The sequence below is a fragment of the Bradyrhizobium betae genome, from assembly GCF_004123905.1.
Classification (GTDB): Bacteria; Pseudomonadota; Alphaproteobacteria; order Rhizobiales; family Xanthobacteraceae; genus Bradyrhizobium; species Bradyrhizobium betae_A.
Genome location: NZ_MZXW01000035.1, coordinates 442,799 through 465,869, shown reverse-complemented (window position 1 = coordinate 465,869; position 23,071 = coordinate 442,799). Strand labels below are relative to the sequence as shown.

General features: G+C 64.8%; 22 protein-coding genes and 1 tRNA gene. 18 read left to right on the top strand and 5 right to left on the bottom strand.

Features of this window, described 5'->3' with window-relative positions; all coding sequences use genetic code 11:
* Positions 1-12: 12 nt before the first annotated feature.
* Both B5V03_RS27390 and rnz read left to right on the top strand, forming a co-directional pair.
* Entirely contained in the window at positions 13-993 is a 981-nt protein-coding gene (locus B5V03_RS27390; protein ID WP_129273460.1) for an antibiotic biosynthesis monooxygenase, read from the top strand.
* Positions 994-1,024: 31 nt separating this feature from the next.
* Positions 1,025-1,927: a ribonuclease Z gene (gene rnz / locus B5V03_RS27385; RefSeq protein ID WP_129273459.1), complete on the top strand. Its 903-nt coding sequence runs from the start codon at positions 1,025-1,027 to the stop codon at positions 1,925-1,927.
* A gap of 7 nt (positions 1,928-1,934) precedes the next feature.
* On the opposite strand, the gene B5V03_RS27380 is transcribed toward rnz, so the two are convergent.
* Complete coding sequence (locus tag B5V03_RS27380; protein ID WP_129273458.1) at positions 1,935-2,768, bottom strand: IclR family transcriptional regulator; 834 nt, start codon at positions 2,766-2,768, stop codon at positions 1,935-1,937.
* 123 nt (positions 2,769-2,891) lie between these two features.
* Here B5V03_RS27380 and B5V03_RS27375 point away from each other — a divergent pair, with 123 nt between their 5' ends.
* The 6 genes from B5V03_RS27375 to B5V03_RS27350 are packed head-to-tail and all read left to right on the top strand — an operon-like array spanning position 2,892 to position 9,599.
* Positions 2,892-3,815: a dihydrodipicolinate synthase family protein gene (locus tag B5V03_RS27375; protein WP_164988318.1), complete on the top strand. Its 924-nt coding sequence runs from the start codon at positions 2,892-2,894 to the stop codon at positions 3,813-3,815.
* Positions 3,816-3,842: 27 nt separating this feature from the next.
* Positions 3,843-5,288 (top strand): FAD-binding oxidoreductase, encoded by a 1,446-nt coding sequence (locus tag B5V03_RS27370; RefSeq protein WP_129273457.1) that lies wholly within the window; start codon positions 3,843-3,845, stop codon positions 5,286-5,288.
* Complete coding sequence (locus B5V03_RS27365) at positions 5,285-6,391, top strand: four-carbon acid sugar kinase family protein (RefSeq protein ID WP_129273456.1); 1,107 nt, start codon at positions 5,285-5,287, stop codon at positions 6,389-6,391. Before B5V03_RS27370 ends, B5V03_RS27365 begins: the two co-directional genes overlap by 4 nt.
* Positions 6,388-7,425 (top strand): 4-hydroxythreonine-4-phosphate dehydrogenase PdxA, encoded by a 1,038-nt coding sequence (gene pdxA, locus B5V03_RS27360; protein ID WP_129273455.1) that lies wholly within the window; start codon positions 6,388-6,390, stop codon positions 7,423-7,425. The genes B5V03_RS27365 and pdxA overlap by 4 nt, the downstream gene beginning before the upstream one ends.
* Positions 7,426-7,439: 14 nt before the next feature.
* The gene (locus B5V03_RS27355) at positions 7,440-8,570 is read left to right on the top strand and encodes an iron-containing alcohol dehydrogenase (RefSeq protein ID WP_129273454.1); all 1,131 of its coding nucleotides are present in this window, start codon (positions 7,440-7,442) and stop codon (positions 8,568-8,570) included.
* Between the two features lie 57 nt (positions 8,571-8,627).
* Positions 8,628-9,599: a Bug family tripartite tricarboxylate transporter substrate binding protein gene (locus B5V03_RS27350; RefSeq protein ID WP_164988317.1), complete on the top strand. Its 972-nt coding sequence runs from the start codon at positions 8,628-8,630 to the stop codon at positions 9,597-9,599.
* Between the two features lie 62 nt (positions 9,600-9,661).
* Here B5V03_RS27350 and B5V03_RS27345 read toward each other — a convergent pair whose 3' ends face one another.
* The gene (locus B5V03_RS27345; RefSeq protein WP_129273452.1) at positions 9,662-10,138 is read right to left on the bottom strand and encodes a hypothetical protein; all 477 of its coding nucleotides are present in this window, start codon (positions 10,136-10,138) and stop codon (positions 9,662-9,664) included.
* Positions 10,139-10,561: 423 nt separating this feature from the next.
* Here B5V03_RS27345 and B5V03_RS27340 point away from each other — a divergent pair, with 423 nt between their 5' ends.
* Together B5V03_RS27340 and B5V03_RS27335 are read left to right on the top strand one after the other, a co-directional pair.
* Positions 10,562-11,680, top strand: a complete 1,119-nt coding sequence (locus B5V03_RS27340; RefSeq protein ID WP_164988316.1) for a YcaO-like family protein — start codon at positions 10,562-10,564, stop codon at positions 11,678-11,680.
* Positions 11,681-11,806: 126 nt separating this feature from the next.
* Positions 11,807-13,825, top strand: a complete 2,019-nt coding sequence (locus B5V03_RS27335; protein WP_129273450.1) for a BTAD domain-containing putative transcriptional regulator — start codon at positions 11,807-11,809, stop codon at positions 13,823-13,825.
* Positions 13,826-13,837: 12 nt separating this feature from the next.
* On the opposite strand, the gene B5V03_RS27330 is transcribed toward B5V03_RS27335, so the two are convergent.
* Together B5V03_RS27330 and B5V03_RS27325 are read right to left on the bottom strand one after the other, a co-directional pair.
* Positions 13,838-14,230: a hypothetical protein gene (locus tag B5V03_RS27330; protein WP_129273449.1), complete on the bottom strand. Its 393-nt coding sequence runs from the start codon at positions 14,228-14,230 to the stop codon at positions 13,838-13,840.
* 41 nt (positions 14,231-14,271) lie between these two features.
* Complete coding sequence (locus tag B5V03_RS27325; RefSeq protein ID WP_129273448.1) at positions 14,272-16,071, bottom strand: peroxidase family protein; 1,800 nt, start codon at positions 16,069-16,071, stop codon at positions 14,272-14,274.
* Positions 16,072-16,337: 266 nt separating this feature from the next.
* On the opposite strand from B5V03_RS27325, the gene B5V03_RS27320 reads away from it, so the two are divergent.
* From B5V03_RS27320 to B5V03_RS27285, 8 genes are all read left to right on the top strand, one after another.
* Positions 16,338-16,658, top strand: coding sequence for a hypothetical protein (locus B5V03_RS27320; RefSeq protein WP_129273447.1), 321 nt, complete (start codon positions 16,338-16,340; stop codon positions 16,656-16,658).
* Between the two features lie 188 nt (positions 16,659-16,846).
* Positions 16,847-16,920, top strand: a tRNA-Gln gene (locus tag B5V03_RS27315).
* A 160-nt stretch (positions 16,921-17,080) separates the two neighbouring features.
* Positions 17,081-17,443 carry a DUF1428 domain-containing protein gene (locus tag B5V03_RS27310; RefSeq protein ID WP_164988315.1) on the top strand — a complete coding sequence of 121 codons (363 nt, stop codon included), beginning with the start codon at positions 17,081-17,083 and terminating at the stop codon, positions 17,441-17,443.
* A gap of 333 nt (positions 17,444-17,776) precedes the next feature.
* Positions 17,777-19,030, top strand: coding sequence for an ABC transporter substrate-binding protein (locus B5V03_RS27305; protein ID WP_129273445.1), 1,254 nt, complete (start codon positions 17,777-17,779; stop codon positions 19,028-19,030).
* Between the two features lie 67 nt (positions 19,031-19,097).
* Positions 19,098-19,961: a branched-chain amino acid ABC transporter permease gene (locus B5V03_RS27300; RefSeq protein WP_129273444.1), complete on the top strand. Its 864-nt coding sequence runs from the start codon at positions 19,098-19,100 to the stop codon at positions 19,959-19,961.
* 13 nt (positions 19,962-19,974) lie between these two features.
* Positions 19,975-20,964 (top strand): branched-chain amino acid ABC transporter permease, encoded by a 990-nt coding sequence (locus tag B5V03_RS27295; RefSeq protein ID WP_129273443.1) that lies wholly within the window; start codon positions 19,975-19,977, stop codon positions 20,962-20,964.
* A complete protein-coding gene (locus B5V03_RS27290; protein ID WP_129273442.1) occupies positions 20,954-21,721 on the top strand; it encodes an ABC transporter ATP-binding protein in 768 nt (255 codons plus the stop codon). The genes B5V03_RS27295 and B5V03_RS27290 overlap by 11 nt, the downstream gene beginning before the upstream one ends.
* Positions 21,718-22,437, top strand: coding sequence for an ABC transporter ATP-binding protein (locus tag B5V03_RS27285; protein ID WP_129273441.1), 720 nt, complete (start codon positions 21,718-21,720; stop codon positions 22,435-22,437). The genes B5V03_RS27290 and B5V03_RS27285 overlap by 4 nt, the downstream gene beginning before the upstream one ends.
* Before the next feature lie 36 nt (positions 22,438-22,473).
* Here B5V03_RS27285 and B5V03_RS27280 read toward each other — a convergent pair whose 3' ends face one another.
* A complete protein-coding gene (locus B5V03_RS27280; protein WP_164988314.1) occupies positions 22,474-23,046 on the bottom strand; it encodes an invasion associated locus B family protein in 573 nt (190 codons plus the stop codon).
* Between the last annotated feature and the right edge of the window lie 25 nt (positions 23,047-23,071).

The following is a 23,071-nucleotide window of genomic DNA, read 5'->3' as shown; positions in this document are numbered from 1 at the left end:
CGGACCGCCGCGATGAACGGATCACCTGACACGGCTCAGCCGGTCGCCCTCGTCATCCAGCGTCGCATCGCGGACGACGGCTTTGCCGCGTTCGCGCGGTGGAACGGCGAGGTCGGCGAGGTGCTCAAGTCCTGGCCCGGCTTCCTCAGCCAGGAGGTGGTGCCGCCACAGCCGCCTGCGCATGTGGACTGGGTGACGATTGTGCGCTTCGCGAGCTCGGCCGCCGCACGCGCCTGGCTTCAGAGCGAGGTGCGGACGAAGCTGATCGGGCAGGTGCAGCGCTACTTCGTCGGGTCGGAGGATGTCCACATCCTGCCCGACACCGGCGTTCAGCGCGACAGCGCGGTCTCCGCCGTGATCTCCTTCAAGGTGCCTGCTGGATTGGAGGACGCCTTCCTCACCTGGCAGCAGCGCATCCAGGCGGCGGAAGCCGAGTTCAAGGGCTTCCTGCGCCATAAGATCGAGCGGCCGATTCCGGGCCTGCATGACGAATGGATCGTCATCCTGTCGTTCGACAGCGATGCCAACCTCAATGCGTGGCTCGACTCGTCCTTGCGGCAGACATTGCTGAGGGAGGGCGCGCGCTTCAACGCCGACATGAACGTGAAGCGGGCGAGCTACGGCTTCAATTTCTGGTTCCCTTCCGGCAAGACGAAGGCGCCCGAGCAGGGCCCTGCGCTGATCTGGAAGAGCAACCTGATTGTCCTGCTGGTGCTCTATCCCGTGGTCTACCTCTGGGGCTATTTCATCAGCCATCCGCTGATCGATAGCCACGGCGTGCCGATCTGGCTGTCGCTCTTCGTCGGCAATCTCGTCAGCACCCAGCTGCTCGGCTGGTGGCTCGTGCCCGCCGCCTTCAGGGCGTTGGACTGGTGGGTGACGCCAAAGGCGACGCTCGGCCGCCAGATCGCGGGCTACGCGCTTCTTGCCACGCTCTACGCTGCGTTGATGGGCCTGTACGCGCTGCTGCTCGCATGGCATTGGGGACGCTGAGGCCCACCAAGGTGCCGCTGGATGCGTGACCATGTTCGCCCTGACATTTCTCGGGACCTCCGCCAGTGTTCCCTCCGCGAAGCGCAACCATCCAGCCCTGCTGGTAGAGGTGGCCGGCCAGCGCATGCTGGTCGATTGCGGTGAGGGCACGCAGCGCCAACTGCTGCGCAGTGGCGCCGGCTTCCGGCGGCTTGACCGCATCCTGCTGACGCACGGCCATCTCGATCACGTGCTCGGCATCCCCGGTCTGTTCTCGACGCTGCGCTTGCGGCAGAGCTCCGATGTGATGACCATACATGGCGGCGCGGAGACGCTCGACATCGTCATCCGCATGCTGGCGGGCATCTGGGGCGAGGGCAGGGCGCCGGTCCCGGTGGAATTCGCGGCGCTGACCGAAGGGCGGTTCATCGAGGCCAGCGACTTCACCATCGACTGTTTTCCGGTCCGCCACCGCGACACCGATAGTTTTGGTTTCGTCTTCCAAAGCCCCGCGCGCCGTCACCTGTTGTCCGATCGCCTTGCTGCGCTTGGTGTCCCCGACGGTCCCTTGCGCGGAGAGCTGGCCGCGGGACGGCCGGTCATGACCGGTGATCGTACGATCGATCCGGAAGACGTTTTGGGGCCGCCGAGCGGCGGCAAGAAGCTCGTCGTGATCGGCGACACCGAAACCACGGATGGGCTTTCGAAAAGTGTCGCTGACGCCGACATGCTGGTGATCGAGGCGACGTTCCTCGATCGCGACGCCTCGACCGCGCGGGACTATGGCCATCTCACGGCAGCCGAAGCCGCTGCGTTTGCCGCTTCAAACAACGTCAAGCAGCTCGTGCTGGTCCATATGTCAGGGCGTTACGAGGACGAAGAGATTCTCGCCGAGGCGGCAAGGATTTTTCCGAACAGCAAGATCGCGGCCGATTTCGATCACATCGTGATCTAGACCGCCCTCAGCCCGACAAGCCCGACTTGATCGCGAGATCCTGCACCTGCGTCGTCACCTGCATCAGCCGTGGCAGCGCCTGGTCGCGAAAGGCCGGCATGTCTATGCGCATCGCATCGACAGTGACGCTCAATCCGCCGATCACGAGACCCTGGGCGTCGAAGATCGGCGTTGCCAGCGTGCGCAGGCCATAGGCATTCTCGCCGTCGGAGACGGCATGGCCCTTCTTCTTCACCTGATCGAGCCGGGCAAGCAGCGCATCGAGATCGGTCAGCGTTCGCTCCGACAGCTTGACGCGGGGGCGCGCTTCCAGCCGCGCGATCTGTTCGTCCCTTGCCAGATGCGCCAGCATGACATGGCCGAGCGCGGCGCTGTAGGCGGGAATGCGCGAGCCCGGCCGGCGATCCATCTTGTGGCGGTCGAGGCCGGCGCCGATGCGTGCAAGATAGATCACGTCGCCGCCGTCGAGGATGCCGAGCGAGGCGGCATCGCCGACATCAGGCACGAGGCCGCGCAACAGCGGCTCGACGATGGTCCGGAGCGATCCGTGCGACAGCACGGTGTAGCCGAGGTCGAGACAGGCCAGGCCAAGGCGGAACCGGCGGCTCTGCGGCATGGCCTGGAGATAACCCAGTTCGACCAGGGTCTGGATCAGGCGGAACGCGGTTCCGCGATCGAGATCGGCGCGTGCGGCAATCTCACTCAGGGTGAGCTCGAAGGCCTCGCTGGTGAAACTCTTCAGCACGGCGAACGCCTTGCCGACGGAGGCGACGTAGTTCTTTGGGTTTTTCGACGTCGTTTCCGCTGCGCGCTTTGCGGCCTTCTTTTCCGCCTTGGCCATGCTCCAATGCCCTGCCATGACAGCCGTCGCCCTTGACGCGGCGGCGGCCTGATCCTACCAACGTGGCAGATCATAACAAATGTTCGCAATCCGAACAACATCGATTTGACGATCGGAGGAAGTTTGTCGACATCATCGCTGCACCCTCATGGCGTGTTCTCCGCCGCGCTGACGCCGCTCGACGCCGAGCTCGCCCCCGATCATGCGCGCTTCATTGCGCATTGCCGTTACCTGCTCGACGAGGGCTGCGATGGCATCGCGCTGCTCGGCACCACCGGTGAGGCGAACTCCTTCTCGGCCGCCGAACGCGCCGCACTGCTGGAGGCAGTAGTCGCCGGCGGCATCGCGCCGCAGCGGCTGCTTCCGGGCACCGGCGTTGCCGCGCTCACCGAGACCATTGCGCTGACGCGTCATGCGCTGTCGGTCGGCGTCGACACCGTCGTGATGCTGCCGCCGTTCTACTACAAGGGCGTCAGCGACGACGGCATCTTCGCGTCCTACAGCGAAGTCGTGCAGCGCATCGGCGATGCCAGGCTCAAGGTCGTGCTCTATCATATCCCGCAGATGTCGGCGCAGCCGATCTCGCATGCGCTGATCGAGCGGCTGCGCAAGGTCTATCCGGCCACCTTCGTCGGCATCAAGGATTCCTCCGGCGACTTCGCCAACATGACCGCGATGGTCGATCGCTTCCCGGGCTTTGCGGTTCTGGTTGGCGCCGATCCGTTGCTGCTGCCGCTACTGCGCAAGGGCGGGGCGGGCTGCATCACCGCGACCTCCAATCTCATCGCGCGCGACCTTGCCTATGTCTACAAGCACTTTCGCGACAGCGACGATGATGCGGCGCTCAAGGCGGCACAGGCGCGCATCGTCAAGGCGCGCGAGCTGGTCTCGCGCTTCGCGCAGATGGCCTCGCTGAAGGCCATCGTTGCCGAGCGCACCGGTCAGGCCGGATGGCAGCGTCTGCGGCCGCCGCTGGAATCCCTGCCGCTGGCGCAAGTGAAAGAGCTGCTTGCGGATGCCGCTGCATTTGCGGCCGCTGCCGTCTAGACTTGGCGCGGGCGACGAGACGATCCGATGTCCTGTTCTCTTGAGGATGCGCTGGCCGGGCTCGCTGATATTGTCGGCGACAAATACGTCGTCGCGTCCGGACCCGACCAGGAGCCTTATGTGGTGGACTGGCGCGGGCGCTATCGCGGCCGCGCGGTTGCGGTGGTGAAGCCCGGCTCGACCGCCGAGGTCGCCTCCGTCGTGAAGTTCTGCGCGGCGAGGCGGCTCGCCATCGTGCCGCAGGGCGGCAACACCGGCATGTGCGGGGCTGCGACGCCGGACGATCGCGCGGGCAATGTCGTGATCCGGCTCGACCGCATGCGGGCCGTGCGTGACGTCAGCCCGCTTGCCAACACGATCACCGTGGAGGCCGGCTGCATCCTCGCCGAGGTGCAGAACGCGGCGAGGGACGTCGATCGCTATTTCCCGCTGAGCCTGGGTGCCGAGGGCTCTTGCCAGATTGGCGGCAATATCGCGACCAATGCCGGCGGTACCGCCGTGCTGCGTTACGGGCCGACGCGCGATCTCGTGCTCGGGCTCGAGGTCGTGCTGCCGGACGGGCGAATCTTCAACGGCCTGCGCGCGCTGCGCAAGGACAACACCGGCTACGCGCTCAAGCAGCTCATCATCGGTGCGGAGGGCACGCTCGGCATCGTCACCGCGGCGGTGCTGAAACTGTTCGCGCCGCCGCGCAGCTCGGCTCTGGCGTTGCTGAAATTACGAGGCGTCGAGCAGGCGCTGGAGATCATGGCGCGCCTGCGCGGCGCGGTCGGCGACCGGCTCGGCAGCCTCGAGATCATGTCGCGCTCACAGATCGAGGCGATCGCCGCGACGGTGCCGCACGTCACCGTGCCCTTCGAGCTGACGACGCCGTGGTATCTGATCGTTGAGCTGACCGACACGCTCGCAGGTGTCGATCTCGACGAGCCGCTTGCCACGGTGCTGGCGGACGCCATGGAAGCCGGGCTCGCCGAAGACGTGATCCTCGCAACCAACCTCGCGCAGGCGAAGGCGATCTGGGCTGTCAGGCACAGCGTGTCCGAAGGCAACAAGCGCAGCGGCTATGTGGTGTCGCATGACAGCGTGGTGCCACTGGAGCGCCAGGCGGCCTTCGTCAACAATGTCGAAGCCCGGATCAAGGCTGCCGTGCCGCATGCGAACGTCGTCATGCACGGCCATATCGGCGACGGCAATATCCATGTCGTCGCCCTGATCGACCGCGTGCATTGCCTGGACCCGGACGCTACCGCCGCACTGGTGGCTGCGATCAACGAAATCGTCGATGACGAGACCGCGGCGCAGGGCGGAGCGATCAGCGCCGAGCACGGCATCGGCATCACCAACCGCGGCCGGCTCGCCCGTGTCGCCGATCCCCTCGACATCGCGCTGATGCGCGACATCAAGCGCTTGCTCGATCCGAACGATCTGATGAATCCGGGCAAGATTTTCGGCGCGGGAGCAGCAGGACGATGACGAATGTCCGCCTGCTCGCTGACGATCTCACCGGTGCGCTCGACACCGCGGCGGAGTTCGTCGGCCTGTGCGGACCGTTCGACGTCACCTGGCCGGAGGCGCCCGCGGCGCAACGTTCCGGCAGCCTCGCGATCGACAGCGGGACCCGCGAACGATCGAAGGCCGAGAGCGTCGAGATTGTCGGACGGCTGGCGCCGCAGCTCCAGGGAGCGACGATCGCCTACAAGAAGGTCGACAGCCTCCTGCGTGGGGCGTGGGCGGCCGAGCTTGGCGCCTGCCTGCGCAGCGGCCATTGGGCGTCCTGCGTGGTCGCGCCAGCCTTCGACTATCAAGGGCGCCGCACCGTCGGTGGCCAGCAATTTGCCCGCACGGTGCAAGGCGAGTGGCATCGCGTCGGCGACAATCTGCTGGATCAATTGAGACAGGACGGCATCGATGCGCGGCCGGGGCAGATGGAGACCCTGTCGCAGGGCGGCGTTCAGGTGTTCGATGCCGAGAACGATCTTGATCTCGACCGCGTTGTCGAGATGGCGTGCCGCATGCCGGGGCCGCTGCTTTGGTGCGGAAGCGGAGGGCTGGCAGGCGCGCTTGCCCGCAGTCATGGCGCCGCTGCGCCGTCGCAGTTGAAACGGCCGGTATTGGGGCTGTTCGGCTCCGACCAGGCCGCCACCGCAGCACAACTCGCGGCGTGTGGCGAGGCGACCATCGCGCTTGCCGAGGGTGAGGGCACGGCGCGTGTCCAGCGCAAGCTGGTCGACGACGGCGTGGCGCTGGTGAAATTCGCGCTCGCGGATGGCCTGTCGCGCGTCGAAGCGGCGCAGCGCATCGCGCGCGAGCTGACGACGCTGATTGCGACGCTCGATCCGCCCGGCACCTTGATCGTCGCTGGCGGCGAGACCCTGAAGGCCGTATGCATTGCGCTCGGCGCGCATGCGCTCCAGGTGACGGGACGTATCGTGCCGGGGTTGCCCCGCTCGGTGCTGCAAGGCAGCCGGTGGGCCGGCGTCGACATCATCTCGAAATCCGGTGCATTCGGCCCCAGCGAGCTGTGGCGCGACCTGCTCCGGGACAATCATCTGCTCAGAATGGAGAGTCCGATATGACCTCTCGTCATCTTGCCATCACCATGGGCGATCCCGCCGGGATCGGGCCGGAGATCATCGTCAAGGCCTGCATCGGGCTGAAGGACCGGATCGCAACGGGCGATCTGCGCTTGCTGATCATCGGCAGCGGCACGGCGCTGGATGGCGCCAAGGCCGCACTCGGCGTCAACGTCGCGATCCCGCAAGTGACGGCCGACGATCGCGAATGGCCCAACCTCTGTTACCTGCAAGCCGATGCCGAGGGAGATCCGATCAAGCCGGGCGTGCTCAGTGCCGATGGCGGCCGCTTCGCCTACAAGGCGATCGAGCAGGGCGTGCGCCTGACGCAGGCCGGCCGGACTGGCGCCATCGTCACGGCGCCGCTCAACAAGGAAGCGCTCAACAAGGCTGGCTATCATTTTCCCGGTCATACCGAAATGCTGGCGCATCTCACCGGCGTGCGCGGCTCGGTGATGCTGCTCGCCCACGGCAACATGCGCGTCAGCCATGTCTCGACCCATGTCGCGCTGGAGGACGTGCCGAAGCGCCTGACGCCGGAGCGGCTGCGCATGGTGATCGACCTCACCAACGATGCCTTGCTGCGGCTCGGCATTGCCAAGCCGAAGATCGCGATCGCCGCCCTCAATCCGCATGCGGGTGAGGGCGGCCTGTTCGGCCGGCAGGATATCGACGTGTCCGCGCCGACGATCGCCAAGGCCGTTGCCGACGGTCTCGACGTCGTCGGCCCCGTACCCGGCGACACCATCTTCGTCAAGCTGCGCGCCGGCCAGTACGATGCGGCGGTCGCGATGTACCACGACCAGGGGCACATCCCGGTCAAACTGCTCGGTTTCCAGGTCGATCCCGCGACCGGCCGCTGGCAGGAGCTGTCCGGCGTCAACATCACGCTGGGTCTGCCGATCATCCGCACCTCCGTCGATCACGGCACCGCCTTCGATATCGCCGGCAAGGGCATCGCCAACGAGCACAGCCTGATCGAGGCCATCGACTATGCGGAACGGCTGGCGGCCGGCGCCTCTGCATCAAAGTCATGAGATCGAGCCCAGCTATGACCAACGCTTTCACGCCCATCGAAATCCAGCGTCCCACCATCCTCGAGTTCGGCAACGGCACGATCGGTGCTGCGGCGCGCTTCGCCGAGCGGATCGGCGCCAAGCGGCCGCTCGTGATCTCCGACCCGTTCAATGCGCGCCGCGTCGACACGCTGGCGCTGCCGGGCGCCGTAAAAGTGTTCGGCGACGTCAAGCCCGAGCCGGATCTGCCGAATCTCGAGAAGGCGGTGGCGATGGCGAAAGAGGCCAGGCCCGATCTCGTCGTCGGCTTCGGCGGCGGCAGCGCGATGGATCTTGCAAAACTGGTCGCGGTGATGTGCACGAGCGATGTGCCCTTTGCCGACATTGTCGGCCCGGAGAAGGTGGCCAGCCGCAGTGTTGCGCTGATGCAGATCCCGACCACGTCAGGCACCGGCAGCGAGGCCGGCACCCGCGCGCTCGTCACCGACCCCGTCAGCCAGAACAAGCAGGCGGTGCAGAGCCGCTTCATGCTCGCCGATATCGCCATCGTCGATCCCGACCTGACCATGACCGTGCCGAAGGAGGTCACTGCGGCAACCGGCGTCGATGCGCTGGCGCATTGCGTCGAGGCCTATACCAGCCGCAAGGCGCATCCGACCATCGACCTCTATGCGCTCGAGGGCGCGCGGCTGGTCGGGCGCTACCTCGCGCGCGCAGTGGCCGACGGCGGCGATCGCGAGGCGCGCGCCGGTCTTTCCCTGGCCTCGCTCTATGGCGGCTATTGCCTCGGACCGGTGAACACCACCGCAGGCCATGCCGTGGCTTATCCGCTCGGCACCCGCCATCACGTCGCGCACGGGCTCGCCTGCGCCGTGATCTTTCCCCACACGCTGGCCTTCAACATGCCGGCGGTGGAGGCGAAGACGGTCGCGGTGCTAGCGGCGCTCGGCCTGCCGGAGCAGCGCGATCCGAAGCATGCATTCGAGGCGACCTATGGGTTCTGCAAAAACCTCGGCATCGAGATGCGGCTGTCCGCGCTCGGCGTGCCCAAGAATGATCTCGGCGTGATGGCTGACGAGGCGCACGCCATTCGCCGCCTGCTCGACAACAATCCACGCGATTTGAGCCGGGATGCGATCCTGAACATGTACGAGGTCGCGTTCTAGCGCGCCCGCGGCGCGCGGCAGCCAATCAACGACACAGTGAACGTAGAGGAAACTTCGATGAGATCGATGTGGCTTGTTCTTGCCTCAGTGATGCTGCTGGCGACGTCGCCGGCGAAGGCGCAGGACGGCTATCCGTCCAAGCAGGTGACGGTGATCGTTCCCTTCGCCGCCGGCGGTACCGCCGACATCTTCGCGCGCATGGTCTCGAACCATTTGCAGATGAAGTTCGGCAAGCCCTTCGTGGTGGAGAATGTCGGCGGCGCCGGCTCGATCCTCGGCGTGACGCGGCTGGCGAAATCCGCGCCCGACGGTATCACGCTCGGCCTTGCCAGCACTTCCGCGCTCGCGATCAATCCGTCGCTCTATGGCCCCAAGCTCAGCTACCAGCCGGACAGGGATCTGGTGCCGATCGCCCAGATCAGCGTCGTGCCCAACGTTCTCGTGGTGAACCCCGACAAGATCAAGGCGCGGACCGTGCCGGAGCTGATCGCCTATCTGAAGGCGAATCCGGACAAGGTCTCGTTCGGATCGGCCGGCGTCGGCACCTCGCAGCATCTGTCCGGCGAGCTGTTTCAGCAGATGACCGGCACCAAGATGGTGCACGTGCCCTACAAGGGCTCGAGCCAGATGCTGACGGATCTCCTCAGCGGCCAGATCGATCTCGCCTTCGACAACGTGCCGTTGCTGCTGCCGCAGGTGAAGACCGGCCAGCTTGCGATGCTGGCGACCGCAACGCCGAAGCGTGCAGACTTCGATCCGCAAGTCCCCGCCGTCGCCGAATTCCTGCCGGGCTTCGAAGCGGTCGCCTGGCACGGCTTCTTCGTGCCCGCGGGCACGCCGAAGCCGATCGTCGAAAAGCTCTCCGCCGAGATCCGCGCCTATATGCAGCAGCCGGAGACAATGCAGAAGATGGCCGAGCTCGGCGCCACCCCGGTCGCGGTGGATTCGGAGCCGTTCGCAGCCTACATCGCCTCGGAGACCGCGCGCTGGAAGAAGGTGATCGAAGCGGCGAACATCAAGCTGGAGTAGGGGCTGGCTGGCGGGCTCCAGGGCGCGGGTCGCCGACCGGGATTGACAAGAAGGCTCGACGCTCAGCTGATGAACTCGCCGACCCAGTGGTGCCTGACAGCCTCGACGTGCCAGCCGAGCGCGCGCCGCGCGTTCGGCGAGGGATCCGGCATGTCGCAGCGGGCATGGCTATCCGGGCCCTTCGCGCTGTGGGCGTGGCGTCCTTCGCTCCGCAGCTGAAGCGTACCTTGTGACTCGAAAATCCGACAATAGCCGTCGGTCGGGAGAAATGCGCCCGCGATCGGAAAATGGGTCGGCTGCTGCCGGACCATCAGGAACGTGAGCTCTTCGGCTGTTTCCGAGAGGAGAACGCCAACCGCCGTGTTGATCGGCGCGAGGCCGATCGGGGCGTCGGCATCGAGCTCGACCTTGCCGGCCGCACTTGCGATGGTAACGAATTCCGAGCCTGGACCGCAGCGCGATACGATGATCCATCGCCGGGTCTTGCGTTGGATCGCAATCGGTCGGTGATAGGCTGCAAAGGAGAGTTCAGCAGCCATTGCAACGACAAAACCATTTTTCCACATACCGGCCATCTAAAGCATTGCGGTCGGTCCGGATCATCATGCCGCGGCGTGAAGCCAGCGTGAATTCGCACGGTTGCGGCCAAATCGCACGATTTCTTCGACCTTTCGCCGGGCCTTGGTGGCATGCTGGGGATCGGGCCTATACCTTGCAGGGGTCGTGGAACTCGACCGATGGACGCACCGAACGCAACCAGTCAGTTCGAGCGGTTGGCCGCATATCTGGCGGGCCCGCCCTCGTCAGGCCGCGACGGCGGCCTCGATGCCATTCTCGAGAAACTCGAATATCTCCCGCTGGAAGCAGCGGAGCCATCAGAAACGCGGAACCGCATTGCGCTGCTCCGGGCCGCGGCTGGATTTTCCGATGTCTTCCAGCTCGTCTCCCGTGACGCGCCGGGAGTGGTGTTTTTCGGCGCGGACATCAGCGCGGCCGGTGTCGATACCACCTTCTCGTATCAGGCTCGCTTAAGCGCGTCCGGTGCCGGTCTGTCGCTTCGTCAGGCGTTCGAATCATGTGTCGGGGAAGGGGTCGAGTACCTCTCGCAGTTCGAGACGGCGTCGGATCGGCTTCAGCGCGGCGCGATCGAAGATGGTCTTGACGCCTTCGATCCCGCATCGCGGGCGGTCCTCACTGAGGTCATGCGATTGTCCGCGCATCGCGACGTCGACTGGATCGATGCGAGGCAGCTCACGAGCGGCCGGTCGGTGCCGTTTCCGGCAGACCTTTGCCTGCGACGCACGCCGGAGCGCCGTGCGCTCACGCCGCCATTCAGCCTGAGCTCGGGCTGCGCGGCCGGACCTTCCTTTGAGGCGGCCGCATTGCATGGGATGCTGGAGCTGGTCGAGAGGGATGCCGCCAGTCTCTGGTGGCGCGGCGGCGTTCGCGGACGGCTGGTTGCGCTCGAAGGACATGCGATGGCGGCGGGCGCAGCGTTGGTGGCACAGGCACGCCGCGGCGTCACGACGAGACGGACCTGGCTCCTCGACATCACCACCGACATGGACGTTCCCTGCATTGTCGCGATGTCCTGCCGTCCGGACGGACGAGGGTTCGCCTGTGGGCTTGCGGCCCGCCTGAGCGTCGAGACTGCGGTCCGCTCCGCGCTGATGGAGATGTGCCAGATGGAGTTGGCCTATGCCGTCGTGGAGCAGAAGCGGCGGGAAGGAGGCGAGGCGGCGTTGAACGAATATGATTGTCGCCACGTCGCCCGCAGCACACTGATCGATGCGGCGAGCTGCGAATTGCTGCATCCGGTCGCACCAAGCCGGCCCATCGCCGAGTTCGGCCCGGGCCCTCCGGCGCGGCAGCTTGACGCGCTCATCGAGAGATTGTCCGCCAGGGGCGTCGAGACGTTTGCCGTCGATCTGACCCGTCCCATGTTCGGTATTCCGGTCGTGCGGATCGCCGCGCCGGCGCTCCAGATGGAGCCGTCCGAAGTCGCGACCGAACGCCTGGCGTCCGCGCGAAGCCGGACCGGCGGGGGCGACACCTATACACGCGGAGTTAGTTTGTTATAGTCGCTGCACTTCGCAAGTGCGGTTTATCGAGGCGGATCGGAAGTGAGCGCTCGAGTACCTCTCCCGAAGTCCCTTGCAAGGGACGGTGGAATTCCCAAGCCGCGCGAAAGCCTGACAATTTCTGTTTTGGGCGGCCTGTCCGTCGCATTCGCGGGCCGGGACATTCGCATCAAGAGCCGAAAGTCGCGCGCGGTTCTCGGCTATTTGGCCCTGACGGACCGCCACCAGGAAACGCGTGAGCGTCTGGTCGGGCTGCTGTGGAGCGAGTCCGACGAGTACAAGGCGCGTGCATCGCTTCGCCAGGTCCTCCATGAGTTGCGGGAGACCTTTCTGGAAGCGGGATACGAAGGGTTGCAGATCGAAAAGATGCTCGTCGAATTGGAGCGCGACCGGCTTCAAGTTGATCTCTGGGACGCCTTGCGGGAGGCCGAAGCCCAACATGCGCATCCAGCCCTGATGAGTGCGCCCGGACTGATGGAGACGCTCCTCGAAGGGCTCGACGATATCGACCCTTCGTTCCGCGTCTGGCTTCTCGCCAAGCGGCAGACCTTCCACGATCGCATTCTGCGTGCCCTTGAAGGCGGCCTCAGGAGCGTCGAGCTTGCCGCGGCAAACCGGCGCGAGCTGGCGCAAGCGATCCTCAGCCTCGACCCGACCCATGAGGAGGCGTGCCGCTACGCGATGCAGACGCGCGCGGAGGAAGGAGATCTGTCCGGCGCGCTCCGCGCCTACAGGACCTTGTGGAATATCCTCGACGAAGAATACGGCATGGAGCCCTCGGCCAAAACCCAGCAATTGATCGCCGACATCAAGAACGGTCAATTCGAGGGCGAGGTCGTGTCCATTGCGGGCGAACTTGGGTTGCGGGACAGCGCCCCGGCGCCGCCTTCCGACGAGACGCTGCGACAATCGCCGGCATTGTCCCGGACGGCTGCCAAGATCGCGATCCTGGTCGATCCTTTCAGCATGAACGGCGTGAGCGCCGATCGCGTCCATCTCGTGACCGGTTTCCGTCATCACCTCATCGCCTGCCTGACCAAATTTCGCGAATGGTATGTCGGTGACGGCACCGCGCAGCAGCCGCCGGAGTCGGGAGAGCGGGCGGCAGCCTCGCGCTATAGCGTGGCGGCAACCGCCTATCAGGCGGGTGACACGATCAGCATGGTGCTGACGCTGCGCGAGACGAATACCGGCGTCTACATCTGGAGCGACACGTTCGAGCTGAAGCTCGAGAACTGGTTCCAGGTCCAACAGAGGATCGTTCAGCGCACGGCGCTGTCGGTGAACGTCTACCTGTCCACCGAGAGGCTGACACGCGTGGCCACGGCGCCGGACGTGTCGCTGGACATATATGACCGCTGGCTCCGCGCGCAGGCGAGTTTTGGCAGCTTCAGCGCCGAAAATTGGCGGGAGTCGATCGCGCTCCTGACTGAGGCGATCAATGTCGCGCCAAACTTCTCTCCCAGTTACAGTGCGTTGGTTCAACTCAACAACACCGAGCATCTGGTCTTTCCCGGCCTGTTCCGCAATTTGACCAAAGCGAGGTCCACGCTCGAGCTTGCAAGAACGGCGGTGCAGCTCGATCCCGTCGATTCCCGGGCTCAGCTCTGCCTCGGTTGGTCGCAGGCGATGCTGATGCAATATTCGGACGCCAGCGCCCATATCGATCTCGCATGCGAACTCAACGGCAATGATCCCTGGACGTTGTTGTCGGCGGCTTCCTGCCAGGGTTTTTGCGGCAATTTCGAGCGTGGCACCGAACTCGTGGCGGAAGCTCTCAAGGTATCGTGGACACCGCCGCCGCTGCACTGGCCCTATAGAGCCGTGCTCCAATTCATGCGAGGCAACTACCAGGAGGCGATCGAGGGGATCGATCGCGCCAGCAACGTGGCGAAAACGCTTCCGGGCTGGAAGGCGGCCGCATTGTTTCATCTGGGAAGAACGGAGGAGGCGCGCCTCGAGGCGAGGAAGTTCCTCGACGGCATCCGCGCGATGTGGTTTGGCAAACCACCCAGCGACCGCGAGATCGCACTCTGGTTGCTCCATGCTCATCCGATTGCCAGACGCGAGGATTGGGAACGCCTGCGCGATGGAATAGGCGGCGCAGGCGTTCCGGTTGTCGACCTCAGGCATCACGCCTGGTGAGCACGCGTCGGCTCAACCGCAGAACTTGATCGTGTACTCGCCGACGCGCTTGGAATGGAAGAGCAGCCTGCCGTCGGGGGTGTCGTTCTCCAGATTGCTGTCCTTCATGTCGTCCGTGTAGAACAGCGGCAGCGGATAGTTTGCCGAGCCCATCAATGCCTTTTCGGTCTCGGCGAGCACGTCGGCGTCCGGCAGCTTGATGAGCAGTTTGCCGTCCTTGTAACTGGGCTGGATGAAGTTGATCTCGGTGAACGGGCGGGGGAATGTCGCTATCACGCCGTAGTCGTCGAGCTGTTTCTGGAATTCGGCGATGGTGGCCGGGCGCGTCGTCGGATCGCGTGCCCACTTCTTCACGAGGTCGCCCCAGACGTCATAGTTCACAATCTCGAACATCTCGGTTTGCATGACAATCTCCCTTGGTGTGCGACCGGCGGAATTGCCGGCCGTCAAATAAACGTCGGATCAGCATCTCGCAGGTTTGCGATGTCGGCGACGAACGGGACGAGGTCGCCCATGTTGTCGAGCTCCGGCACGAAGTCGAGTCGGTTGGCCGCGTAGATGCGCGACGACAGGCGGGAGAGCGCCTCCCTGAGTGGGCTCGATGCGGTTTCGTCCGGTATCCTGCCTTCGAGCATCGCTCCGAAAATGACCTCGGCAACGATGATCGAGCCCAACGTGCCAAGTGTCTTGCCCTGTTTCGCCGGATCATTGGGACCCGCGGCTGCTTCGAACAGAATGTAAAAGGACAGCGGCGGGTCGTTTGCGAGGGTCTGAATGTCGGCATCGGTCAGCTCGCCGCGGTTCTGCTCGAGCCAGGCTCGCAGCTGCGCCACGCGGTAGCCGCGATCCTCGAGCAGCGGATCGCTGCCGATCAGGGAGGGCTGGCGCGATCTGATCTCGTCGACGAGGCTGTTCACCGACCACAGGCCGGCGAAAGCGGCACTCATCAGATCCCTGTACGCGAGGCCCCATGCGCCGTCGCGCATGATCGGGGGAAATAGCGTCCTGTCGGAGAGCTGGCCGCTGAAATGAGGGCTGATGCGCATGCTCGATTGCGGTCGAGGTCTGCCCGGCACGTCGAAGAAGTGCGACCAGCTCGCGATCCATTTCCGATGCAATGGCATATTGCCAGGCGCGGAATAGGACGTCGCGCGCAGCACCTCGCCGAGCGCGAAGGCGTTGGCGGGATTGATCTGGTAGCTGTCGCGAACCATCGCGTGCCCAAAGCGAAACGCGGCATGCGTGAATTCCAGCGGTATCGACGATCCGCGAAAGGGGTGCTGCGCGGAGGAGGCACTCAGCAGGTGAGGCTGATCGACATTGTACCTATTGTAGATCTTGCGGTTGAGGACCCTGCGCATCACGTCACGGCGTATGATGTGGCGATAGATCAGCGTGGCTGCGCCGCGTGCGCAGAGAAATGCCTTGTCGGTCGCGGCCGTGTCGGACACGGTCGTGCCGGCCGTCGGTGGTGAGAGCTTGGCCAGCAGACCGTTGTGCAAATGGTGGAACAGCGTCGTGAGCTGGGACAGGATCGCATGATCGTCGTTGCGCTGGTCGGCGATCATGACATCGGTCAGCCGTTGCGGCTGGCTATTCGGATCCCAGGGGCAGGCCACGCGCGCGATGTCGCGGCCTTTCGGATTCATCGCGACCGGGTCGTCGCTGTTGACCTCGCCGCCACCCAGACGCAGCCTTGAGCGCGCGGCCTTCGGCCTGGCTTCGTAGGCAAACGGGCATACTTCGGGACCCCCGCCATAGATCGTATCCAGCTTCAGCCGGTAGGCCCGGTCGTTGCGCACGCCGGTTGCCGTATTTTCGAGCACCGACAGCGGGAATGAGGTCTGGACGAGGTCGTGCGCGACCAGCTGGAGGAGATAAGTATATCCGGCCGGAATGTCGGCATTTTCGAGCGGGCCTTGTCCGCCCTCCCATACCGGGACGACGAGCATGCGTCTGGCCAGGCGCTCCATCAGGCTCCGCAGCCGCTCCTTGCTCTCGTCCGTCCTGAGCGGATCGTCGCCGTCGACCTTGAAACGCTTCTCCAGTGGCAATGTGTCGACGTCTGACAGGAAATGCCGGAAGCCTGAAATGCCTGGCTCGGGTGGAGCGGATACTGCGGCCGGTAATGCGTCGGCCCTCAGCGGAGCGGACAATTGGTGGTCGCTGGTCCCGGCCCGCCTTGCGTCCGTGTCACCGCCGAGTCGCTCTCGTGCGATGGAGAAGCCGCCACCATGTCTGCCCATTGTTGACCTCCCGAAGTCAAGGGCGATCCTATTTTCGGCAACGTGATTTGAACGTGAATCGATCCTGCCCGGGAGCGACGAACCGCGATCCGTCGGCCGGATGTGTCATGGAGAGTGGCGCGAGCGCGGCGAGCAGGCCCGCCCGCGCTCACGTCGTCAGGAGATCATATCGGATTCACGGGCCATTCACGTTTCGCTTCGCTTCGCCGGCCTATGTTGCGTCCGTGACTGAAGGATCGCGCAACTTAGCATAGGAAGGACTCGTCATGGCTGTCCTGCTGAGAAACACCTTCAAGGCCTGGATCGACCGCGCACCGGGCGCGCCGCCGAAGCTGGTCATGACCGGCAACGTGCGGGTCCCGACCAACGGCTGGCAGGCCCGGCTGACCAAGCGCTCGCCGCAGGGGATCAATCCGAAGATCCTGATCCTCGACGTGAACACCGAGCACCCGGGCGGCGTGGGGCAGGAGGAGATCACCACGATCCCGCTGCGCTATGAGGAAAGCCCGCCGCAGGACGAGTACGGCCAGGTGATGATCGCGAACGGCCGGGGCGAAATCGTCGTCTGCGTTGGCCGCACGCTTTAGCCGGACGGTCGCGCCGGTGGTGTTCCGGCCCGCCAACGCGGTTGCGGGAGCGATCCACCGCAGCGCTTGCCAGCCCAGATGCGAGCGGGTAGAAGGCTGCCACGCCTGAGCCGTGATTTGCGCCCAAACGCGCTTCCGGCCGCAGTCGGACAAATGATCAAGTCGTTGAATTTGTTCGGCTATTCCGTTGGGGAATGGTGTAACGGTAGCACAACAGACTCTGACTCTGTTTGTCTTGGTTCGAATCCAGGTTCCCCAGCCAATTCCGGGCGCTTTTCCCACCTCGTGATTTTCGCCCCGGGGCCGCACCCTTGTAAAACTTCGCCCATCGCGACGGTTTGCCTCATCTGAAATCGCATCGTCCGGGTCGGATCGCCGCGCGCCCCGTCGTCCTTGGGACGCATAACCCAAGGAGATCCGTGATGCCCTATGTCGATGGTTTCGTGCTGGCGGTGCCGAAGGACAGGATCGAGGCTTACAAGGCCCTGGCGAAAATGGCCTGCGCAGTCTGGATGGAGCACGGCGCGCTCGATTACGTCGAATGCATCGGTGACGACGTACCCTATGGCGAGCTGACGTCGTTTCCGCGCGCGGTGATGGCGAAGGAGGACGAGGTCGTGGTGTTCTCCTGGATCGTCTACCGCGACCGAGAGACGCGTGATGCCGTCAACAAGAAGGTGATGGCGGACGAGCGGTTCAAGGGCGCCGACATGCCGTTCGACGGCAAGCGCATGATCTATGGCGGTTTCACGACACTGCTGCGGGCGAGCGAGATGGGTAGCTGAGCCCACGCTTCGTAGGGTGGATTAGCGATAGCGTAATCCACCTCTTTCATCCCCGCAGAGACAGACAGTGGTGGATTACGCCTGTCGGCTAATCCACCCTACGACCGCTCTTCGGGTTGTCTCACGCGAACAAAGCCACGGCAGATAGAGCGCGGCACGCCCGCGCGTCATTGCTGCTCCCTCATGCAGCATCGTCGCAATCCGTGTCACCTTGCCGGTACTCGGCTGGCATGCCATCCTCTCACCGCCAGGCATAATCAAACGGAAGCGGGCGGCTCGCCCAAGCCTTCCAAAAAATCTTGGTTGGGGAAACCCTTTGGGAGGTCTGATTTCATGAATTTGAAGCACGTCACCGGGCTGCTTTGCGCGGCCGCGATGTCCCTTGTGTTGGCCGCCGGCGCCCAAGCCGAGGACAAGGTCGTCAAGATCGGCGTGATCCTGCCGATGTCGGGCGGCACGGCCTCGATCGGGGCGCATGCCAAGGCGGCGCTCGAGGTCGCCACTGATATCGTCAACAACGCCCATCCCGAGCTCGGCAATCTGCCGCTGGCGAAGAACGCAGGCCTTGCCGGCCTCGGCGGCGCCAAGATCGAGGTCGTCATCGCCGACAATCAGGGCAACCCGGCGACCGGCCAGAACCAGGCGCTGCGCCTGATCACGGAAGACAAGGTGGCAGCTGTGTTCGGCGCCTACCAGTCCGGCATCACGCTGACCTCGAGCGCGATCGCCGAGAAATACGGCATTCCCTATCTGAACTCGGAATCGGTCGCCGCCAATCTCACCGAGCGCGGCTTCAAATGGTTCTTCCGCACCACGCCGATCGCGACCGATTTTGCCAAAGCCTATGTCGACTTCCTCGCTGATATGAAGGCTGCCGGTGCCAAGACCGATGCGATCGCACTGGTCCATGACAACACCGAATACGGCACCTCGGTCGCCAACACGATCGCCGGCGCCTTCAAGGAGAAGGGCCAGCCGGTCGCGCTCGACGTCGCCTATCCCGTCAATGCGACGGACGTGCAGGGCCAGGTGCTCCAGCTCAAGGACAAGAAGCCCGACGTGATCATCATGATCAGCTACACGTCGGATGCGATCCTGTTCGCCAAGACCATGCAGTCGCTCGACTACAAGCCGGCGATTCTGCTCGCCGACGATGCCGGCTATTCCGATCCGTCCTTCATCAAGGCGGTCGGCAAGATCTCGCAGGGCGTGTTCAACCGCTCGTCCTGGGCCGTCGGGCCATCAGGTTCGCCCTCGGCCATCATCGCCGACATGTACAAGAAGAAGAGCGGCGAGGAGATGGATGACACCGTCGGCCGCCAGATGCAGGGCTTCTTCGTGCTGGCGGATGCCATCGACCGCGCCGGCTCGACCGATCCCGCAAAAATCCAGGCCGCGCTGAAGGCGACGGACCTGAAGCCCGAGCAATTGATGATGGGCTACAAGGGCGTGAAGTTCGACGACAAGGGCCAGAACGTGCTCGCCTCCGGCCTCATCATCCAGCTCCAGGACGGCGAGAATTACACGGCCGTCTGGCCGAAGGCCAATGCCGAGAAGCCGCCGGTGCTGCCCTACAAGGGCTGGTGAGAGTTTTTGGAGGCGGGGTCACGCGCCCCGCCATTTGCCAATTGATTTGATCAGAGCAACGCGGCTCATGTCCTTTGTCCTCGTGCAGGTGATCGTCGGCGGGCTCCTGCTTGGCGCCGTCTACGCCCTGTTTTCCTCGGGCCTCACGCTGGTGTGGGGCATGATGAACATCGTCAATTTCGCGCATGGCGACTTCGTCATGCTCGGCATGTACGTCGCCTATGTGGTCTATACCCTGATGGGGGGCGGACCGATCCTCGGCGCGCCGCTGGCGACGCTGGTGCTCGCGACCGTCGGTGTCGTGGTCTATTTCGCCCTGATCCGCGGCATCATGAAGGGGCCGATGCTGGCGCAGATCCTCGGCACCTTCGGGCTTGCGCTGCTGCTGCGCTATTCGGTGTTCTGGTGGTTCGGCGCCAACTTCCTGTCGATGCCGCCGAACATTGTCGGCGGCACCTACGCGTTCGCAGGCTTGCGTATCGAGGCCTCGCGGTTGCTGGCTGGCGTCGTCGCGCTGCTGGTGACGCTCGGCCTGCATCTGCTGCTGACCCGTACCTCGCTCGGCTCAAAGATGCTGGCGGTGGCGGAGGACCAGACCGCAGCTCAACTCATGGGCATCCGTCCCGATACCATGCAGGCGATCGCCTGGGCGATCGCGGCGGGCGCCACTGGGCTAGCCGGCGCGCTGATCGCGAACTTCTTCTATATCGTGCCGACGGTCGGCGAGACGCTCGGCATCGTCGCCTTCGTCACGGTCTCGCTCGGCGGTTTTGGTAGCGTGCCGGGCGCGCTGGTCGCGGGCCTCTTGATCGGCGTGATCGAGTCGCTGTCCGGCTATCTGATCGGCGCGATCTACAAGGATATCGTCGTCTATGTCCTGTTCCTGCTCTTCCTCTCGTTCCGGCCACAGGGCCTGATGGGCAAGATGTGATGAGAAAGCTGTGATGCGGCGCTGGATCTGGCTCTCGGTCGTCGCAGTCTTTGCGATCGCCTATCCGCTGCTGCTGTCCTCGCCGTTCCAGCAGCGCCTGGGCGCGCTGGTGCTGCTCTATGCGATTGCGGCCTCGGCCTGGAACATCGTGGGCGGTTACGCCGGCCAGGTCTCGGTCGGCCATGTCGTGTTCTTCGGCTGCGGCGCTTATGCCGCGATGGGCTCCTACGCAAAATTCGGCCTGTCGCCGCTATTCGGCATTCCCGGCGGCATCGTGATCGCGGTCGGGCTCGCCGCAATCATCGGCGTGCCGACGCTGCGGCTGTCAGGCCATTATTTCAGCATGGCGACGATCGCGGTGGCCGAGACGATGCGGCTGATCGTGACCAACACCGACTGGCTGGGCGCCGCCGTCGGCCTCTCGGGTCCGACCGTGCCGCGCAACATCTTCGATCTCTCGTTCCTGTCGTCGCTGCCGTATTACTATCTCTTCCTGTTCGTGCTCGTGATCACGCTGTTTATCACCTGGTGGATGACCAACAGCCGGATGGGGTTTTACCTGCGCGCGATCAAGGATTCCGAGCGGGCCGCGCGCTCGCTCGGCGCGCCTGCCAGCCGCACAAAACTCTACGCCTACATGCTGAGTGCGGCGCTGACGAGCGTCGCCGGTGCGCTCTATGCGATGATGTTCGGCTTCGTCGATCCCGAGTCAGGGCTTGGCATCCTGATCTCGGTCAAAATCCTGATCATGGCAGCACTCGGCGGAGCGGGGCTGCTGTTCGGGCCGCTGGTGGGCGCGGCGATCCTGGTGCCGCTGGAGGAGATCTCCAACAGCTGGCTCGGCGGCAAGGGCGCCGGGCTCACCTTCGTGGTCTATGGCGCGATCATCGTGCTGATCGCGCGGTTCCAGCCGGGCGGCCTGCTCAGCCTGTTCACGCAGCGAAGAAAATCCAAGAGCGACACAGAATCCAAGAGCGACACAGGAGCGGGCCATGCTCCTTGAAGCGCGCGGCATCACAAAGGCGTTCGGCAGCTTCAAGGCGGTGGACGACGCGTCCGTGACGCTGGAGCAGGGCGACATTCTCGGCCTGATCGGCCCGAACGGCGCCGGAAAATCCACCTTCTTCAACTGCCTCACCGGCGATCTCAAGGCCACCTCGGGCCGCGTGCTGTTCGAGGGGCGCGACATCACCGACTTCACGCCGGAGCAGCGCGCTGGACTCGGGCTCGCGCGTACTTTCCAGGTGCCGCAGACGTTCGAAGGCATGACGGTGCTCGAGAACGTCATGATCGGCGCCTTCCTGCGCACCTCGCATCGCAAGGAGGCCGAGACCAAGGCGCGCGCCGTGCTGGAGCGTGTCGGCATGAGCAGGCTTGCGGATGCGCCGGCGCGCTCGCTCGGCACGCCCGGCCGCAAGCGGCTGGAGATTGCGCGCGCACTTGCGACCGAGCCAAAAGTGCTGCTGCTCGACGAGGCCATGGCCGGCCTCAACGCGCATGAGGTGAGGCTCGCGATCGATCTCGTCCGCGACATCCACCGTTCCGGCATCACGCTCGTCATCGTCGAGCACATCATGGAAGTGATCATGTCGCTCGCGAGCCGCGTGATGGTGTTTCACCAGGGCAAGGAGATCGCCCGCGGGTCACCTCGCGAAGTCACCTCCAACCCCGCGGTGATCGAGGCCTATCTCGGCAAGCGTGCGGCCAAGGCGGCCGCCGGCCACACGCCGGTCGAGCTGATGGGCGGGCCGGACCTATGAGTGGCGCGCTGCTGCGGATCGAGCATCTCGAAGTACGCTATGGCGACCTCATCGGCGTCTCCGATGTGTCGCTGGAGGTGCCCGAAGGCAGCGTCGTCGCGCTGCTCGGCTCCAATGGCGGCGGCAAGACCACGACGTTGAATGCGATCGCCGGACTCATTCCCGTGCATTCCGGATCGATCAGCTTTCGCGGCGAGGAGATCGCCGGCCAGAAGGCGTTTGCGATCGTGCGCAAGGGCCTTGCGCTGTCGCCGGAAGGCTGGCGGCTGTTCGTGCAGCAGAGCGTCGAGAACAACCTCATGCTCGGCGCGACGCCGCTGCACGATAGATCGCGCCAGGCGACGCTCTTGGAGCGCGTCTACGAGTTCTTCCCGCGCCTGAAGGAGCGTCGCAATCAGCGCGCCGGCACCATGTCCGGCGGTGAACGGCAGATGCTCGCAGTCGGCCGTGCACTGATGAGCGACCCGAAGCTGCTGATGCTGGATGAACCCTCGCTCGGCCTCGCGCCGGCGGTGGTCGAATCCATGTACGAAACCTTCGGCCGCCTGCATCGCGAGGGCCTGACCATCCTGCTCGCCGAGCAATCGATCGAGCTCGCGCTGGAGGTCTCGGATTTTGCCACCGTGCTTCAGGTCGGCAAGAGCGTGCTGTCGGGCACGGCGGCGGCGCTCGCGGAGGACCCGCAGGTGCAGAAGGCCTATCTCGGGGTGGGCTGATTGATCTCCAGGCCCAGCAACACCCCGGGGCAGTAGCTACTTGATCTTGTCGTAGGCCGCCGCGAAATCGCCCAGTGGCATCGGGATCGCGATGGTCTCCTTGGCCATGTTCTGGAAGGCGACCTTCAGCTGCTTGCCCGAGCGCAGGGTTGCCAGCAGGTCCGGCGCGATCGGCGTCGAGGCGTAGCAACCGCGGTTCTCGCAGGTCTGGATCTGGAGGTCGACCGCCTTGCCCTCGTCGACCTGGAGTTTTGCGCCGACGGGAAGGTTGAGGCCGAGCGGCAATTGCAGCAGCGCCACCGGCGTGCGGGTGTCGGGCGCGATGCGGATGTTGATCAGGACGATGGTCTGGCCAGTCTTGGTCAGCACCGCGTTCTGCTCCATCGCGCATTCGAGCGGCGCATCGCGGCTCACGCTGGTGCAGCGCACGACCCAGCCGGCCTGCTGCGCCGGAGCACCGTCGGTCTGCGGCTGCGTCGGGGCGGGCGCGGGCTGTGCGGCCGGGGCAGCAGGGGCGGCGTTCTTCTTGGCGCCCTGCTGGGCATACACGGCGCCGCTCGACAACAGGAGCACGGCGGCGAGGGCGACAAGTCTGGATTGCATGAGCATGGCAAAACCGCGTTGGCGTGAACCG